Annotated in this window: 15 protein-coding genes; 11 read left to right on the forward strand and 4 right to left on the reverse strand. The window is 67.3% G+C overall.

Annotation, left to right across the window (positions count from 1 at the left end):
- Window positions 1-16 precede the first annotated feature (16 nt).
- A complete protein-coding gene (locus ACGHC0_RS05015; protein ID WP_415267593.1) occupies window positions 17-640 on the forward strand; it encodes a sulfite oxidase heme-binding subunit YedZ in 624 nt (207 codons plus the stop codon).
- A gap of 42 nt (window positions 641-682) precedes the next feature.
- On the opposite strand, the gene ACGHC0_RS05020 is transcribed toward ACGHC0_RS05015, so the two are convergent.
- The 3 genes from ACGHC0_RS05020 to lptM all read right to left on the reverse strand — a co-directional run bounded on the left by ACGHC0_RS05020 (window position 683) and on the right by lptM (window position 3,166).
- Window positions 683-1,519, reverse strand: a complete 837-nt coding sequence (locus tag ACGHC0_RS05020) for an MBL fold metallo-hydrolase (RefSeq protein WP_026432706.1) — start codon at window positions 1,517-1,519, stop codon at window positions 683-685.
- Between the two features lie 76 nt (window positions 1,520-1,595).
- The gene (gene lysA, locus ACGHC0_RS05025; RefSeq protein ID WP_415267594.1) at window positions 1,596-2,879 is read right to left on the reverse strand and encodes a diaminopimelate decarboxylase; all 1,284 of its coding nucleotides are present in this window, start codon (window positions 2,877-2,879) and stop codon (window positions 1,596-1,598) included.
- Window positions 2,876-3,166, reverse strand: coding sequence for an LPS translocon maturation chaperone LptM (gene lptM / locus ACGHC0_RS05030; RefSeq protein ID WP_415267595.1), 291 nt, complete (start codon window positions 3,164-3,166; stop codon window positions 2,876-2,878). The genes lysA and lptM overlap by 4 nt, the downstream gene beginning before the upstream one ends.
- Before the next feature lie 48 nt (window positions 3,167-3,214).
- Between lptM and cyaY the strand changes: the two genes are divergently transcribed.
- Window positions 3,215-3,547: an iron donor protein CyaY gene (cyaY, locus tag ACGHC0_RS05035; protein WP_368354263.1), complete on the forward strand. Its 333-nt coding sequence runs from the start codon at window positions 3,215-3,217 to the stop codon at window positions 3,545-3,547.
- A gap of 97 nt (window positions 3,548-3,644) precedes the next feature.
- Here cyaY and ACGHC0_RS05040 read toward each other — a convergent pair whose 3' ends face one another.
- Window positions 3,645-6,038, reverse strand: a complete 2,394-nt coding sequence (locus ACGHC0_RS05040; RefSeq protein WP_368354264.1) for a penicillin-binding protein 1A — start codon at window positions 6,036-6,038, stop codon at window positions 3,645-3,647.
- Between the two features lie 274 nt (window positions 6,039-6,312).
- Here ACGHC0_RS05040 and ACGHC0_RS05045 point away from each other — a divergent pair, with 274 nt between their 5' ends.
- The 9 genes from ACGHC0_RS05045 (at window position 6,313) to ACGHC0_RS05085 (ending at window position 16,295) form a co-directional block, all read left to right on the forward strand.
- Window positions 6,313-7,392, forward strand: a complete 1,080-nt coding sequence (locus ACGHC0_RS05045) for a pilus assembly protein PilM (protein WP_011794152.1) — start codon at window positions 6,313-6,315, stop codon at window positions 7,390-7,392.
- Entirely contained in the window at window positions 7,389-8,003 is a 615-nt protein-coding gene (locus tag ACGHC0_RS05050; protein WP_368354265.1) for a PilN domain-containing protein, read from the forward strand. The genes ACGHC0_RS05045 and ACGHC0_RS05050 overlap by 4 nt, the downstream gene beginning before the upstream one ends.
- Window positions 8,000-8,686: a type 4a pilus biogenesis protein PilO gene (locus ACGHC0_RS05055; protein WP_405045323.1), complete on the forward strand. Its 687-nt coding sequence runs from the start codon at window positions 8,000-8,002 to the stop codon at window positions 8,684-8,686. Before ACGHC0_RS05050 ends, ACGHC0_RS05055 begins: the two co-directional genes overlap by 4 nt.
- Complete coding sequence (locus tag ACGHC0_RS05060; RefSeq protein ID WP_368354267.1) at window positions 8,683-9,228, forward strand: pilus assembly protein PilP; 546 nt, start codon at window positions 8,683-8,685, stop codon at window positions 9,226-9,228. Before ACGHC0_RS05055 ends, ACGHC0_RS05060 begins: the two co-directional genes overlap by 4 nt.
- Entirely contained in the window at window positions 9,225-11,372 is a 2,148-nt protein-coding gene (pilQ, locus tag ACGHC0_RS05065; RefSeq protein ID WP_368354268.1) for a type IV pilus secretin PilQ, read from the forward strand. Before ACGHC0_RS05060 ends, pilQ begins: the two co-directional genes overlap by 4 nt.
- Window positions 11,373-11,515: 143 nt before the next feature.
- Window positions 11,516-13,237 carry an Ig-like domain-containing protein gene (locus ACGHC0_RS05070; RefSeq protein ID WP_368354269.1) on the forward strand — a complete coding sequence of 574 codons (1,722 nt, stop codon included), beginning with the start codon at window positions 11,516-11,518 and terminating at the stop codon, window positions 13,235-13,237.
- A complete protein-coding gene (locus tag ACGHC0_RS05075) occupies window positions 13,219-13,770 on the forward strand; it encodes a shikimate kinase (RefSeq protein ID WP_415267596.1) in 552 nt (183 codons plus the stop codon). The genes ACGHC0_RS05070 and ACGHC0_RS05075 overlap by 19 nt, the downstream gene beginning before the upstream one ends.
- A 139-nt stretch (window positions 13,771-13,909) precedes the next feature.
- The gene (gene aroB / locus ACGHC0_RS05080) at window positions 13,910-15,013 is read left to right on the forward strand and encodes a 3-dehydroquinate synthase (protein ID WP_415268382.1); all 1,104 of its coding nucleotides are present in this window, start codon (window positions 13,910-13,912) and stop codon (window positions 15,011-15,013) included.
- Window positions 15,014-15,035: 22 nt separating this feature from the next.
- Window positions 15,036-16,295, forward strand: coding sequence for a deoxyguanosinetriphosphate triphosphohydrolase (locus tag ACGHC0_RS05085; RefSeq protein ID WP_415267597.1), 1,260 nt, complete (start codon window positions 15,036-15,038; stop codon window positions 16,293-16,295).
- Window positions 16,296-16,339 lie beyond the last annotated feature (44 nt).

Here is a 16,339-nt window from a genome sequence, read left to right on the forward strand (position 1 = left end):
CTTCCTGCCACCTTTCATGAAGAAACTGTTGCTGCATCCCGCCGCCAAGTCGGTGGTCTTCGCGATCTGCCTGCTGCCTTTCGCCTGGCTGGTATATGGCGTGGTCGCCGATCGCCTGGGGCCCAACCCCGCCGAGGCGCTCATCCGTGCGTCGGGCGACTGGGCCCTGCGCGGACTGTGGATCGCGCTGGCGGTGACGCCGCTGCGCCTGCTCACCGGCGTGCCGGCACTGGCGCGGTTCCGCCGCATGCTCGGGCTGTTCGCGTTCTTCTACGCGCTCCTGCACCTGCTGTGCTACGCCTGGCTGGACATGGGATTCGACATTCCGGAGATCGTGCGCGACATCGCCAAGCGGCCCTTCATCCTCGTGGGCATGCTCGCCTTCGCGCTGCTGCTGGTGCTCGCGGCCACCTCGTTCAACCGGGCCATCCGCTGGCTCGGCGGCAAGCGCTGGCAGGCCCTGCACCGCGCCGTGTACGTGGCCTCCGTTCTTGCGCTGCTGCATTTCTTCTGGATGCGGGCGGGAAAGAACTTCTTCGGCGAAGTCGCCATTTACGCGGCCATCCTGGCCGTGCTGCTGGGATGGCGCATTGCGAAGGCGCTGCGCGGTGCGCGTGCTGCCAGGGCGGTGGCTTCGTGATCCCGGGCCGGCCGGGGAAGGCCGTCGCCAGCCCCCAGGCCCTCAGGCCCGTACCGCCTGCAGCGCCGGCCGCACCTGCCGCGTGGCCGGGTCGATGAGCGCTGTCGGCAACTGGTAGGCGCGGTCGTCGAACAGGTCGATGCCGCACTGCAGGTTCTCGATCCAGTCGAAGAAGTCCGCGATGGCCTGGCGGCCCATGATGGGGGCGCCGTGCTGAGGCACCAGCATGGCGATGTCGAGCTGGCGCGCCATGCGCGTCCACAGGCGCAGGATCTTGTTGGAGACCATGTAGCGCCGATGGAAGCCCTCCATGCGCGGGATGTGCGGGCGCAGGTCGGTGACCGGCTCGCGCGCTTCGGCGCCGGAAGTCATCGATACGCCCAGGTCCCCGGTGAAGAGGATCCTGCTCACCGGGTCGTAGAAATGGAAGTTGCCCTCCGAGTGCATGAAGTGCGCGGGCAGCAGCACCAGTTCATGCCGGCCCAGGGGCAGGTGGCCGCCGGCGTCGGGCACGCCGATCACGCGGTTCTCGGTCTTGCCCACCTTCGTGAAATGCGGTGCGAACCGTTCCCAGATGCGCGAGATCACCAGCGTGGCTTTGGTGCTGGTCATCCACCGGTCGAGCGAGGCGATGATGTCCGGGTCGGCGTGCGAGGCGATGAGATAGGAGAGCTTGTGCGGGGCAAAGTGCTTGCTCATGCCCATGAACAGCTCGTTGAAGGCCAGGTTGCCGCCCGGATCGATGATCGCCCCGGTGTCCCCGTCCACGATGAGGAACTGGTTGGCCTGCACCGCCTGCCCGTCCTCCTCGATGAGGTCGGAGAACATCAGGCACGCATGGTGCTTGTCTCGATACAGTTCCAGAGGTTCCGATGCCATGGCGTCCCGTCCGTCGTGAAACGGCCAATGTACGGACATCGGCCCGGCGGGAGCTTGATGCGCATCAAGCGAACGTTCAGCCGGGCAGTTTCTCGTGGCGGAACGTGTCTTCCAGCGGCTCGCGCGCGCGGATCAGGTGGGCCCGGGCGCCGTCCACCAGTACTTCGGCGGGCCGTGCGCGGGTGTTGTAGTTGCTGCCCATGGAGCTGCAATAGGCCCCCGCGGACAGCACGGCCAGCCGGTCGCCGGCACGCACGGCCAGCGCGCGGTCACGGCCGATCCAGTCGCCGCTCTCGCACACCGGGCCGACCACGTCGTACACCGCGGTGGCCGTGTCCGTGGCAGGCGCGGCCACCGGCACGATGCCGTGGAACGCCTGGTACATGGCGGGGCGGGGCAGGTCGTTCATCGCGGCATCGACGATGCAGAAGTTCTTCTGCTCGCCCGGCTTCACGTAGAGCACCTCGGTCAGGCAGACGCCCGCATTGCCCACGAGGGAGCGTCCGGGCTCGATCATGAACTGCCGGTCGCCGTAGCCGCGCGCGTCGAGGCGCGCGAGCAGCTGTTTCCACAGCGCATCCGCCGCGGGCGGCGTGTCGCCGTTGTAGTCGATGCCCAGGCCGCCGCCGAAGTCGATGTGGTGGATGGGAATGCCGGCCGACTCGATCTGCGCGATCAGGTCGAGCATGCGGTCCACGGCGTCGAGGTAGGGCGTGGCCTCGGTGATCTGCGAGCCGATGTGGCAGTCGATGCCCACCACCTGCAGGCCCGGCAGGGACGCGGCGCGCTGGTAGGTGGCCACCGTGCGCTCGTGGGCCACGCCGAACTTGTTGCCCTTCAGGCCGGTCGAGATGTAGGGATGGGTCTTGGGATCGACGTTGGGATTCACGCGGATGCTCACGGGCGCGCGCCGGCCGCACGCCACCGCGACCTCGCTCAGCACCTCGAGTTCAGGCTCGCTCTCGACATTGAAGCAGCCGATGCCGGCTTCGAGGGCCTCGCGCATCTCCTGGCGCGTCTTGCCCACGCCCGAGAAGATCACCTTGCCTGCCTCGCCCCCCGCCGCCAGCACGCGCCGGAGTTCGCCCGCGGAAACGATGTCGAAGCCGCAGCCTGCCCGCGCGAACAGCTGCAGCACGGCCAGGGAGGAGTTGGCCTTCATGGCATAGCAGATCTGCACCTTGCGGCCCGCGAAGCCCCGCTGGTAGGCCTCCAGGGCCGAGAGCATGGACGCCCTGGAATAGACGTAGAGCGGCGTGCCGTGCTCCTGCGCCAGGTCGGCGGCACGCACGGATTCGATGAAAAGGTCGTCGCCCCGGTAGGCGATGTGGGGGTGCCCGGGCAGTGCGGTCAGCGTCATGGAGCGGTGGGGGCGGAGGCAGGAGAGGACGTCGGGGAGGGCGCGGGCGATGCGGCAGATGCTGCGGAAGACGAAGGAGCGGACGGTGCCGAGGCCGGCATGGCCGGCCCTGCGGGCGCCAGGGACGGCGCCGGGATCGGCGAGGGCGTCGGCGCGTCGCGCATGGGATCGAGCGTCTGCGGCAGCGTGGCACGCTGGCTGGCCGCGGGGTCGCCCGGCAGGTAGAGCGGGCCGCGCTGCCCGCAGCCGGTCAGCGCGGCAACCGTACCGGCAGCAAGGACGGACACGCTGACTAGAATTTGGGAAGCTCTCAACATCCGCAAATTGTAGAAGTAATGACCGACCAAGAATTCCTGGACCACGCCGAGAAACTGCTGCTGGCGGTCGAGCAGGGCTGCGACCGCATCAACGACGCGACCGACGCCGACCTGGACGCCCAGCGCTCGGGCGGCATGGTGACCATCACCTTCCCCAACCGCAGCCAGATCGTCATCAACCTGCAAAAGCCGTTGCACGAGATCTGGATGGCGGCCCAGTCGGGCGGCTACCACTACCGTTTCGAGGACGGCGCCTGGCAGGACACCAAGGGCGCCGGCGAGTTCTTTGCCGCCCTGAGCCGGGACGCGTCCCGCCAGGCGGGCATGCCGCTGTCGTTCTCCGCGGCCTGAGCGCCGGGCCGTTTCCTGGCAGGTTTCTCCAGGAAAAAAGGCACCGCGGCCGAAGCCGGGGTGCCTCCGTCGCCGCCTCGCGCTGCGCGCGAGGGGATCAGTTCCTGAACAGGTCCAGGATGCGGTTGCGCTCTTCCGCCGGGGGCGGTGCCTGCGGCGGCGCGCCCGGCACCGCGGCGGCGGGATGGTCTTCCATGCCCACGCTCGCCACGCCGGCATTGCGGGCGAATTCCTCGTAGAACCATTCGCCCCCGACGTTCACCACGCCCGGCGGCACCGTCGGTTCGGCCACGGGCACCCCCTTCAGGGCGCGTTCCATGAAGCTGATCCAGACCGGCAGGCTCAGGCCGCCGCCGGTTTCGCGGCTGCCCAGGTTGCGCGGGGTGTCGTAGCCGATCCAGGTGACCGCCGCGATGGTGGGCTGGAAGCCCGCGAACCATGCATCCATGGCATCGTTGGTGGTGCCGGTTTTGCCGTAGATGTCCGGGCGCTTGAGCGTCGCCTGCGCGCGGGCGGCCGTGCCCGACCGCGTCACTTCCTGCAGCAGGCTGTCCATCACGAACGCGTTGCGTGCCTCGATGGCGCGTGGGTTGTCGGTGGTCGCCGGCGGCTCGAAGTTGGACAGGATGCGGCCCTTGTGGTCCGTCACCCGGGTGATGAGGTAGGGGTTCACGCGGTAGCCGCCATTGGCGAAGACCGAGTACGCGGACACCATCTGCATCGGCGTCACGGAGCCGGCACCCAGCGCCATCGTGAGGTAGGCGGGATGCTTGTCCGCGTCAAAGCCGAAGCGCGTGATCCAGTCCTGCGCGGTTTTCGGGCCGACGGCCTGGAGGATGCGGATGGACACGACGTTCTTGGACTTGGCCAGCGCGGTGCGCAGGGTCATGGGGCCGTCGTACTTGCCGTCGTAGTTCTTGGGCTCCCAGGGCTGGCCGCCCGTGGTGCCGGCACTGAAGAACAGCGGCGCATCGTTCACCACCGTCGCGGGCGTGAAACCCTTCTCGAGCGCGGCCGAGTAGATGAAGGGCTTGAAGCTGGAGCCCGGCTGGCGCCATGCCTGGGTGACGTGGTTGAACTTGTTCTTGTCGAAGTCGAAGCCGCCCACGAGCGCCTTGATCGCGCCGTTGCGGGGATCGACGGCGACGAAGGCGCCCTCGACCTCGGGCAGCTGCGTGATGTCCCAGGTCTTCTTCGGCGTCTGGATGATGCGGATCACCGCGCCGCGGCGGATGCGGATATTGGGCGGCGCCTTGTCGCTGAGCCCGGACTGCGCGGGCTTGAGCCCGTCGCCGGTGATCTCGATGGGCTCGCCGTTGGCGCGCGCCGCCACGATCTTCTTCGGGGAAGCCTCCAGCACCACGGCCGACAGCACGTCGCCATTGTCCGGATGGCTCGCGAGCGTGTCGTCGATGACGTCCTCGGCCTCCTGGGCATCGGTGGGCAGGGCGACGAATTTCTCCGGCCCGCGGTAATGCTGGCGGCGCTCGTAGTCCATGATGCCCTTGCGCAGGGCCTGGTACGCGGATTCCTGGTCGCCTGCCGTGAGGGTGGTATAGACATTCAGGCCGCGCGTATAGGCTTCGGCGCCATACTGCGCGAAGATGAGCTGGCGTGCCATCTCGGCCACGTATTCGGCATGGATGCGGGTATTGTCCGGGCCGCCGGGGCGGATCTTCAGGTCTTCCTGCTTGGCGGCCGCGCCCTCTTCGGCCGTGATGAAGCCGTTCTCCACCATGCGATCGATGATGTAGAGCTGGCGCACGCGGGCGCGCTTGGGATTGCTGATGGGGTTGTAGGCGGACGGTGCCTTGGGCAGGCCCGCCAGCATCGCCGCCTCGGCAATGCTGATGGACTTCAGCGGTTTTCCGAAATACGCTTCGGACGCCGCGGCGAAACCGTATGCCCTGTTGCCCAGATAAATCTGGTTCATGTAAATCTCGAGAATCTGATTTTTGGTCAGCAGGTGCTCGAGTTTGAATGTTAGTAATATTTCGTAAATTTTGCGTGTGATTGTTTTCTCTGATGAGAGATAAACATTGCGCGCCACCTGCATGGTGATGGTGGAGGCGCCCTGGCTCTTCACCCGGCCGAGGTTGGCCAGGCCTGCGCGGACCATGCCCTTGTAGTCCACGCCGCCATGCTGGAAGAAGCGGGCGTCCTCGATGGCCAGCACCGCGTTGGTCATGACCTTCGGGATGTCCTGGATGGGCGTGAGGTTGCGGCGCTCTTCGCCGAACTCGCCGAGCAGCGCCCCTTCGGCGGAATAGACGCGCAAGGGCAGCTTGGGCCGGTAGTCGGCGAGGTCGGAGATGTCCGGCAGGTTGGGGTAGGCCACCGCCAGCGCCACGGCAATCAGCAGGGCCAGGCCCAGTGCGCCCGCGGCCGCGATCCCGAAGAGCCAGGCCAGGCTCCTGAGCAGCCAGCGGAGCCAGGTGGGACGGGCGGAAGCGCTCTCGCGAGCGGTCTTGTCGGTCGGGGGAGGCGGCATATCTGTCCAGTGCAAATCAACCGGGCATTATAAAAAATCGGGCGTTGCATCAACGTTTTTTCCGTGCCGGCCGCCGCCGCCCCTCCCGACGCGGCAGCGCTTGCGGCCGCGTGCATTTAACGCCCGGCAACGGTCGGAAAACCGTCTGCTTTTGACAACGTAACGGCGGCTTCGGCGGCGGGAAACGCTTTGCCGCCCCGCAACCTTACTGCTAGCATTCATGTGAAGTGTTAAGTTTTGTTGCGTCAATAAGGCGAGTTACAGGGGGCCAATCTTGATCTCTTTGGGATCTTTGTTCAGTCGCCAGGCTGCGCCGCTGCTGGGCATCGACATCAGCTCTTCCAGCGTCAAGCTGGTCGAGCTCGGGCGCGACAAGGCAGGGGGGCTGGTACTGGAACGTTGTGCGATCGAGCCCCTGGAGCGGGGCTGGATCAGCGACGGCAATATCGAGAAATTCGACGAAGTCGCCGAGGCCCTGCGCCGCCTGGTGAAGAAGAGCGGCACGCGCACCCGCAACGTGGCGCTCGCGCTGCCGCCTTCGGCCGTCATCACCAAGCGCATCACCCTGCCGGGCGGCATGACGGAGCAGGAACTCGAGGTCCAGGTAGAGTCCGAGGCCAACCAGTACATTCCGTTCTCCCTCGACGAGGTGAGCCTCGATTTCTGCGTCATCGGTCCCAACAAGAGCGCGCCGGGGGATGTGGACGTGCTGATCGCAGCCTCGCGGCGCGAGAAGGTGCAGGACCGGCAGGGGCTGGCCGAGGCGGCCGGGCTGAAGCCGGTCATCGTCGATATCGAATCCCACGCATCCCGGCTCGCCGCGGGCCGGCTCATCGAGGCCCTGCCGCAGCAGGGCAAGGACGCGCTGGTGGCGCTGTTCGAGGTGGGCGCACTCACGACGAGCATGCAGGTCATTCGCAATGAAGAGGTCCTCTACGACAGGGACCAGGCCTTTGGCGGCGCGCAGCTGACCCAGCTCATCGTGCGGCAGTACGGTTTTTCCGCCGAGGAAGCGGAGAGCAAGAAGCGCAGCGGCGACCTGCCGGAAGACTATGCTTCCGCGGTCCTTCGCCCGTTCGTGGAAAGCATGGCTCAGGAAATCGGCCGTGCATTGCAGTTCTTCTTCACCAGTACGCCCTACAACCGGGTGGATCACATCATGCTGGCCGGCGGTTCCGCGCCGCTGCCCGGCCTGACGGAAGCCGTCACGCAGCACTCGGGCTGCGCCTGCACGGCCATCAATCCCTTTGAGGGCATGGAGATCGGAAGTTCCGTCCGTCTCAAGAAGATGGTGCGCGAGGCGCCTTCCTACCTGACTTCGTGCGGGCTCGCCATGCGGAGGTTCCTCCAGTGATTCTCATCAACCTGCTGCCCCACCGCGAGGCAGCCCGGAAGCGCCGCAAGGAAGCCTTCCAGGTGGCGATGTTCGCGTCGTTCCTGGCGGGCCTCGCGATCGCCGCCATCGTCTATTGGTGGTTCCAGATGATGATCGGGGAGCAGCAGGGGCGCAATGCCTTCCTGCAGTCCGAGATCCAGGTCCTCGAGGGCCAGATCAAGGAGATCGCCACCATCGAGGAAGAAATCGCCGCATTGCGCGCGCGCCAGAAGGCGGTGGAGGATCTCCAGTCCGACCGCAACCTGCCCGTCCACCTGCTCTCGGAGCTGGTGCGGCAGTTGCCTGACGGTGTCTACATCACGAGCCTGAAGCAGGCGGACCAGGTCATCACCATGCAGGGCATGGCGCAATCGAACGAGCGGGTCTCGGAAATGCTGCGCAACCTGGCGGACAACACGCCGTGGTTCTCCAAGCCCGAACTGGTGGAGATCGTGGCCACGACCGTGGCCCTGACTCCCCGGGACCAGCGCCGGGTGGCTTCGTTCAACGTGCGTTTCCGGCTCATGCGGACCAGCGAGGCGCAGAAGGCCATGGATGGCGCGAGCGCGCCGCGCGCGGCGGGGGGATGAGGATGGCGACAAGAAAAAAAGCATCGGTGGATTTCAGCGCGCTGCAGGACAGCCTGCAGCGGCAGTTCCGGAACCTGGATCCGAAGGACCCTTCCCTCTGGCCGCCCCTGCCCCGGCTGCTGCTGTGCGTCTTCATCGCCGTGGCCGTGGCTGCGTTCCTGTGGTTCTTCAAGATCAACGAATACCAGGACGAGCTCGAAGCCGAGCGTGCGAAGGAAGTCAGCCTGCGGGAGGACTACCAGCGCAAGCTCGTCAAGGCGGTGAGCCTGGACGCCCTGAAGAAGCAGCGCGAGCAGGTGCAGCAGTACGTGATCCAGCTGGAGAAGCAGCTGCCCAGCAAGGCCGAGATGGCCGCGCTGCTGTCGGACATCAACCAGGCCGGCCTGGGGCGCAGCCTGCAGTTCGAACTGTTCCGTCCGGGGCAGGTGGTGGTGCGCGACTATTACGCGGAGCTGCCCATCGCCATCAGGGTCACGGGCAAGTACCACGACATCGGTGCCTTCGCGGCGGACATCGCCAATCTTTCCCGCATCGTCACGCTGAACAACATCACCCTGTCGCCCGCGAACACGAAGGACGCGCCGGCCGGCACGCTGTCGATGGAGGCCACGGCGCGCACGTTCCGCTACCTGGACCCTGACGAGATCCAGGCCCAGCGCAAGGCTGCCGGAGGAAAGAAATGAAGCGGCATCTTCCGTACGCGCTGGCCGCGTTCGCGGTGGCAGCGTTGCAGGGCTGCGGCTCCTCCAACGAGGACGAACTGCGCGAGTGGATGGCGCAGTTGCGCGCCACGACCCGCCCGCACGTCACGCCCCTGAGCGAGCCCAAGCGGTTCCAGCCCGAGAACTATGTCGTCGATGGAGCCGCCGACCCGTTCAACCAGGCCAAGCTGACGCAGGCACTGCGCCGGGATTCCGCGCAGGTGGCCTCCAACGCGACGCTGATCGCGCCCGAGATGGCCCGCCGCAAGGAGCCCCTGGAGGCCTATCCGCTGGACGCCATGTCCATGGTCGGCAGCCTGAACAAGAACGGGGTTCCCACGGCCCTCCTGAAGGTGGACAACCTGATCTACCAGGTGCGCGTGGGCAACTACCTGGGGCAGAACTACGGAAAAATCACCCGGATCACCGAGACGGCCATTCAGCTGCGTGAAATAGTCCAGGACGCCACGGGCGACTGGATAGAGCGTCCTGCGACGCTGGATCTCCAAGAGGGGAAGAAATGATTCGAACGAAATGGTTTGGTTTTCGCTGCCGGGCGGCCTTGCTGGCTGCCGCGGCCACGTTGTGCAGCACCTGGGTCCATGCGCAGGCTGCGATCGAGTCGGTCAAGGGCGTGATGCAGGGTGGCACGGAAATGGTCCGCATCGAGCTGTCGCAGCCGCTCGGCGCCGTGCCGTCGGGCTTCGCGATCCAGGCTCCCGCTCGCATCGCGCTGGACTTTCCCAACACCACCAACGGGACGGGCAAGTCGCTGGTCGAGGTGAACCAGGGCAACCTGAAGTCGGTGAACATCGTCCAGGCGGGCGACCGTTCGCGGGTGGTCCTCAATCTGAAGCAACCCACGTCCTACAAGGCGGAAGTGCAGGGTTCCGCCCTCATGGTGTCGCTGGAGCCCGTGTCCGGCGGGGCCGTGGCCAATGCGGCTGCCCCCGCCGTGTTCGCTGAAAACCGCAATACCGACGTGCTTCCGCTGCGCGACGTGGATTTCCGCCGCGGCACCGATGGCGCCGGCCGGGTCATCGTCGGCCTGGCCAACAACCAGGTGGGCGTGGATCTGCGCAAGCAGGGCAACAACCTCGTGGTGGAATTCCTCAAGTCCTCGCTGCCCGAGGGGCTGCGCAGGCGCCTCGACGTCACGGACTTCGGCACGCCCGTGCGCACCGTGACCACCACCACCCAGGGCGAGCGCGTGCGCATGACGATCGAGCCCATCGGTGAATGGGAGCACAGCGCCTACCAGAGCGACAACCAGTTCGTGGTCGAGGTCCGGCAGAAGAAGGTCGATCTGAACAAGCTGAGCCAGGGACCGGGCTTCAGCGGCGAGAAGCTGTCGCTCAACTTCCAGAACATCGAAGTGCGCTCCCTGCTGCAGGTGATCGCGGACTTCACCAATTTCAACATCGTCACGTCCGACACGGTGACCGGCGCCCTCACGCTCCGGCTCAAGGATGTCCCCTGGGACCAGGCGCTGCAGATCATCATGGATGCCAAGGGCCTGGGCATGCGCAAGTCCGGCACCGTCCTGTGGATCGCCCCGAAGGACGAGATCGATGCGCGCACGAAGAAGGACTATGAAGCGGCGCTGGCCATCCAGAAGCTCGAACCGCTGCGCACGCAGGCCTTCCAGTTGAACTACGCCAAGGCGGCCGACATGGTGGCCCAGCTGGCCAACAACAGCACCGGCACCACCGGCACGTCCACCCGCTTCCTGTCCGAGCGTGGCAGCGCGATCGCCGAGCCCCGCACCAACCAGCTCTTCGTCACCGACACCCCCGCCAAGCTGGAAGAGGTGCGCCAGTTGCTCAGCACGCTGGACGTGGCCGTGCGCCAGGTGATGATCGAGGCGCGCATCGTCGAGGCGCGCGACACCTTCGGCCGTTCCCTGGGCGTGCGCCTGGGCGGCGCCGACCTGCGGGCCAACCGCGGGGGCGACGGCGGCTACAGCGTGGGCGGCAACAACCGCCTCGCGATCGGCACCAGCTACAACAATGCCGTCGCATCGAGCGGCGCGGGCGGAACGGTGGCGACGGGTTCGGATGCCGCCGGCTCCACCTTCGTGAACCTGCCGGCCGCGCTCTCGTCGGGCGCGAGTTTCGGCAACTTCGCGCTGACGCTCTTCAATTCCGCCGCGAACCGCTTCCTGACCCTGGAGCTGTCCGCCATGGAGGCCGACGGCCAGGGCAAGGTGGTGTCGAGCCCGCGCCTCATCACGGCAGACCAGACCAAGGCCCTCATCGAGCAGGGTACCGAATACCCGTATTCGGTGACGGCCCCGAACGGCGCGACCACCATCGCCTTCAAGAAGGCGGTGCTGAAGCTGGAGGTCACGCCCCAGATCACGCCCGAAGGCAACATCATCCTCGACCTGGATGTGAACAAGGACAGCAAGGGAGAGACGACCACGCAGGGCGTCGCCATCGACACGAACCACGTCAAGACGCAGGTTCTGGTGGAGAACGGCGGTACCGTGGTGATCGGCGGGATCTTCCGGTTGGAGGAAACCAACCAGGAAAACAAGATCCCCCTGCTGGGAGACGTGCCGGTCGTCGGCAACCTCTTCAAGAACAGGACCCGTGAGTCCACCAAGCGCGAGATGCTGGTGTTCATCACGCCGAAGGTGATTTCGGACAAAGGTCCGGTCCGTTAAAAGCAAACGAAGGTGAACGAATGAAAGCATTGATGAGAGCCATCGCGGTGACGCTGGCTGCCACGCTTGCAGCGTGTGGAGGAGGTGGTGGGAGCGGTGGAAGCAGCGGCGGCGGAAGCGGCGGCGGCACCACGACGCCGAACGTGGCATCCATCGAGGTCCTGACCTCGGCGACGACGCTGGCATCCGCCGACACCACGGGCGTGACGGTCACGGCCGTGCTGAAGGACGCCTCCAACAACGCCATCGCGTCCAAGCCGGTGACCTTCAGCGCGAGCAGCGGCACGCTGGCCAGCGTGGCGGCCTCCACCGGCACGGACGGCCGCGCCACGGCCATCCTCACCGCCGGCACGGACCGTTCCAACCGCGACATCGTGGTGACGGTGGCATCGGGCTCCATCACGCAGAAGGCCACCATCCCGGTCTCGGGCACTACGCTGACGGCATCGGGTGCCACGTCCATGCTGACGGGTGCCTCCGCCAACTTCGCCGTGTCGCTGCGCGACAGCGGCGGAGCCGCCATTGCAGGCGCCGCGGTGACCGCGTCGTCGTCGCTGGGCAACGCCGTCACCGCCAGCAGCGCCACCACGGACGCGAACGGCTCGGTGACGCTGGCCTATGCGGCTACCCGCAGCGGCACGGACACGCTGACCATCCAGGGGGCAGGCGCGTCGCAGGCGCTCACCATCAGCGTCAGCAGCGTGAATTTCGCCTTCACGGCCCCCGCCGCCAACACGGAGGTGGAGATCAACAGCACGAGCACGGTCACGGTGCGCTACCTGTCGGGCAATGCCGGCGTGGCGGGCAAGACCGTTTCGTTCGGCACGACGCGTGGCACCGTGACGCCCACGCAGGCGGTCACCGACGCGACGGGCTCGGCCACGGTGCAGGTGACGTCTCCGTCGGTGGGCGTCGCCACGGTGAGCGCCCGCGTGGACGACAACGCCATCACGACCCTGCCGCTGAACTTCGTGGCTTCCACGCCGGCGACGCTGGTGCTGCAGACCTCTTCGGCAGCCCTGGCTCCCAACCCGGCCGGCAGCAGCGCCAGCCAGGTGCAGCTGCGCGCCACCGTGCGCGATGCCGCCGGCAATGCCGTCAAGGGCAAGACCGTGTTCTTCACCGTGGTGCAGGACCTGAGCGGCGGCGCCATCAAGACGGGCACGGCAGTGACCGATGCCAACGGCCTGGCGACCGACGTGTTCGTGGCCGGCGCCACCTCGACCGCTGCCAATGGCGTGCAGATCCGCGCCAACGTGGCCAACACCAACATCAGTGCTGTGTCGTCCCTGACGGTGAGCAGCCAGGCGCTCTTCATCTCCATCGCGGCCAACAACCAGATCGAGAAGCTGACGACCACGTACCGCAATACGTTCTCCGTGCAGGTCACGGATGCCACCGGTGCACCGGTGGCCAACCAGAATGTGGCACTGTCGTACTGGGCACCGCTGTACGGCAAGGGCATCCTGCTCTTCGACAAGACCAACAGTGTCTGGACCTACAGGGACAATCCCCCGGCCTTCTGCCTCAATGAAGATGCCAATCGCAACGGTATCCTCGATCCGGGCGAGGACCGGGACGGCAACGGCCGCCTGAGCCCGGGGCTGCCGGCCGCCATCGCACCGGCTTCCGTGACCACGGACGCCACCGGCAGCGCCACCTTCACGCTGACCTTCGGGCAGCAATATGCCAACTGGCTCCAGATCGAGCTGGCTGCCAGGGCCATCGTCGCGGGCACGGAATCCAGCACGTTCTTCAGCTTCTTCACGGGGGCCCCGTCTTCGGACATGACGAACGCGCAGGTGCCTCCAGCCTCTCAGGTCAGTCCTTTCGGCTCCATCAACAATTGCACCGACCCCAACTGAGCATCCACCTCATCGGCCTTCCGGGCTCGGGTAAATCCACCGTCGGGCGGCATCTCGCCCGGCGGCTGGGCCTGCCCTTCATCGATTCGGACCACGTGATCGAGCAGCGCATCGGCGGCTCGATCCGTGGTTTTTTCGATCGTGAAGGCGAAGCCGCCTTCCGGGACCTGGAGGAGGAGGTCATCCACGAACTGACCCGCCCGGAGGTCCGGCCACAGGTGCTGGCCACGGGCGGCGGGGTCGTGATACGTCCCGGCAACCGCGCGCGCCTGCGCGAGCGGGGCACGGTCGTGTATCTGAACGCTTCGCCGGAGGAAATCTTCCGGCACATCCGCCACGACCAGACGCGGCCCCTGCTGCAGGTGGATTCGCCGCTGGACCGGCTTCGCGAACTTCAGCGCGAGAGGGACCCGCTCTACCGGGACGCAGCCCATTTCGTCATCTCGCCGGAGCGCGGCAAGAACGTGGCGGCCCTGGTCCAGCACATCGCCATGCAACTGGAGCTGGCAGGCATCCATCCGCCCTCCCCGTGAAGGCCTGGCGGAAGCCGATAGACTCCACGGCATGACTGCCGAAGCATTTTCCGCTCGAGACACCGACCGGTCCCTCCCGTCCTCCCATGCCGTCACCGCCGTGGCGGACCGCGTGGTCCCGCCCGTGGCACCCGCTGCCATGCAGGCGCATGCCGGCCGCGTGGAGATCGCGCTGGGCGACCGGAGCTACGGGATCGAGATCGGCGCGGGCCTGCTGGGCGATGCCCGGACCTATGGCGCACTGCCCAGGGCCGCCTGCGCGCTGGTCGTGACCAACGAGACTGTCGCGCCGCTCTACGCCGAAACCCTGCGCGCAGCGCTGTCCGCGCACTATGCCGAGGTCGTCCTGGCCGTGCTGCCCGACGGTGAAGAGCACAAGGACTGGCCGACGCTGAACCGCATTTTCGATACGCTGCTGTCGCACGGCTGCGACCGCAAGACCGTGCTGTTCGCGCTGGGCGGCGGTGTGGTGGGCGACATGACCGGCTTCGCGGCCGCGAGCTACATGCGTGGCGTGCCCTTCGTGCAGGTGCCGACGACCCTGCTTGCGCAGGTGGATTCTTCGGTGGGCGGCAAGACGGCCATCAACCACCCGCTGGGCAAGAACATGATCGGGGCGTTCTACCAGCCGCAGCTGGTGGTGTGCGACCTCGCCACCCTGGCGACGCTGCCCGCGCGCGAGCTGAGCGCGGGCCTGGCCGAGGTCATCAAGTACGGCCCGATCGCGGACATGGAGTTCCTGGCCTGGCTCGAGGACCACGTCGAGGCCCTGCGCGCGGGCGACCACGCGGCCCTGGCCCACGCCGTGCGCCGCAGCTGCGAAATCAAGGCCTGGGTGGTGGGGCAGGACGAGCGTGAGGCCGGCCTGCGTGCCATCCTGAACTTCGGCCATACCTTCGGGCACGCGATCGAGGCGGGCATGGGCTATGGCGTGTGGCTGCACGGCGAGGGCGTGGGGGCGGGCATGGTGATGGCCGCCGAGCTGTCGCGCCGGCTGGGCATGGTGGACGCGGCGTTCACCGCCCGACTGCGCCGCCTCGTCGAACGTGCCGGCCTTCCCGTGCGGGGGGCCGTGCTCGACCCCGCCGACAATGCCGGCCGCTACCTGGAACTCATGCGCCTGGACAAGAAGTCGGAAGGGGGCGAGATCCGTTTCGTCGTCATCGACGGACCGGGCCGCGCCGCCGTGCGTCCCGCGCCCGACGCGCTGGTGCGCGAGGTCATCGACGCCTGTTGCGCGTGAGCTGACCATGCGGGAACGCCCGATGGCGGACATGCATTCCCCCGGCGCAGTCGGGCAGTCCGGCGCGAGCGCGGTGGAGGAGGCCGCGGGCCGGTTCACCGGCCCGCTCGCGCCCTATGCCAGCGACCCCGCCCGGACGCGCGGCCGCCGCCATCCGCAGGCGCCCGCGCCCACGCGCACCGAATACCAGCGCGACCGCGACCGTATCGTGCATTCGACCGCGTTCCGCCGGCTGGTGTACAAGACCCAGGTGTTCCTCAACCACGAGGGCGACCTGTTCCGCACCCGGCTCACGCATTCGCTCGAAGTCGCGCAACTGGGGCGCTCCATCGCGCGCTCGCTGCGCATCAACGAGGACCTGGTCGAGGCGATCTCGCTGGCGCACGACCTGGGGCACACGCCCTTCGGGCACGCGGGCCAGGATGCGCTGAATGCCTGCATGGCCCCGTACGGCGGTTTCGAGCACAACCTGCAGAGCCTGCGCGTGGTGGATGCGCTGGAAGAGCGCTACCCGGACTATGACGGCCTGAACCTCACTTTCGAGACACGCGAGGGCATCCTCAAGCACTGCTCGCGCGCCCACGCCGAGTGGCTGGAGGCCTCGGAGCCCGGCGGCGTGGGCGCTCGGTTCCTGCGCCGGGAACAGCCCGGCCTGGAGGCGCAGCTCTGCAACCTGGCCGACGAGATCGCCTACAACGCCCATGACATCGACGATGGCGTGCGTTCCGGCCTGATCACGCTGGCCCAGCTGCGCGATGTGCCGCTGTTCGACCGGTTCCGGGCCGATGCCGAGCGGGAACACCCGCACCTCGCCGCGCCGCAGGCACGGCGCCGGCTGCTGCACGAGGCCATCCGCCGCATGCTGAGTGCCCAGGTGTACGACGTGATCGGCGCCACCGAGGCTGCGCTGGCGCAGGCCGCGCCGCGCACGGCGGACGATGTGCGCGGCATGCCGCCGCTGGTGGCTTTCAGTGCCGCCATGCGTGCGCAGTCCATCGAACTCAAGCGCTTCCTGTTCCAGAACCTCTACCGCCATCCGCAGGTGATGGAAACCACCGGCCATGCCCAGCAGGTGGTGCGCGACCTGTTCGGCATCTATGCGGAGAGGCCTTCGGAAATGAAGCACCGGTTCGCCGACCGCGCCGTGGCAGCGCGGGAGGAGGCTCCCGGTGCCGGCGGCATGCCCCACGCCCGCATCGTCGCCGACTTCATCGCCGGCATGACGGACCGCTTCGCGGTGCGCGAGCACGAGCGGCTCACGGGCCACCGCCTGCTGTCCTGAGCGTGGCTGCGGCGCCTGGGGGCGGCGGGCAGGGCCCCGTAAAA

Source organism: Acidovorax sacchari, from assembly GCF_042847045.1.
Taxonomy (GTDB): Bacteria; Pseudomonadota; Gammaproteobacteria; order Burkholderiales; family Burkholderiaceae_C; genus Paracidovorax; species Paracidovorax sacchari.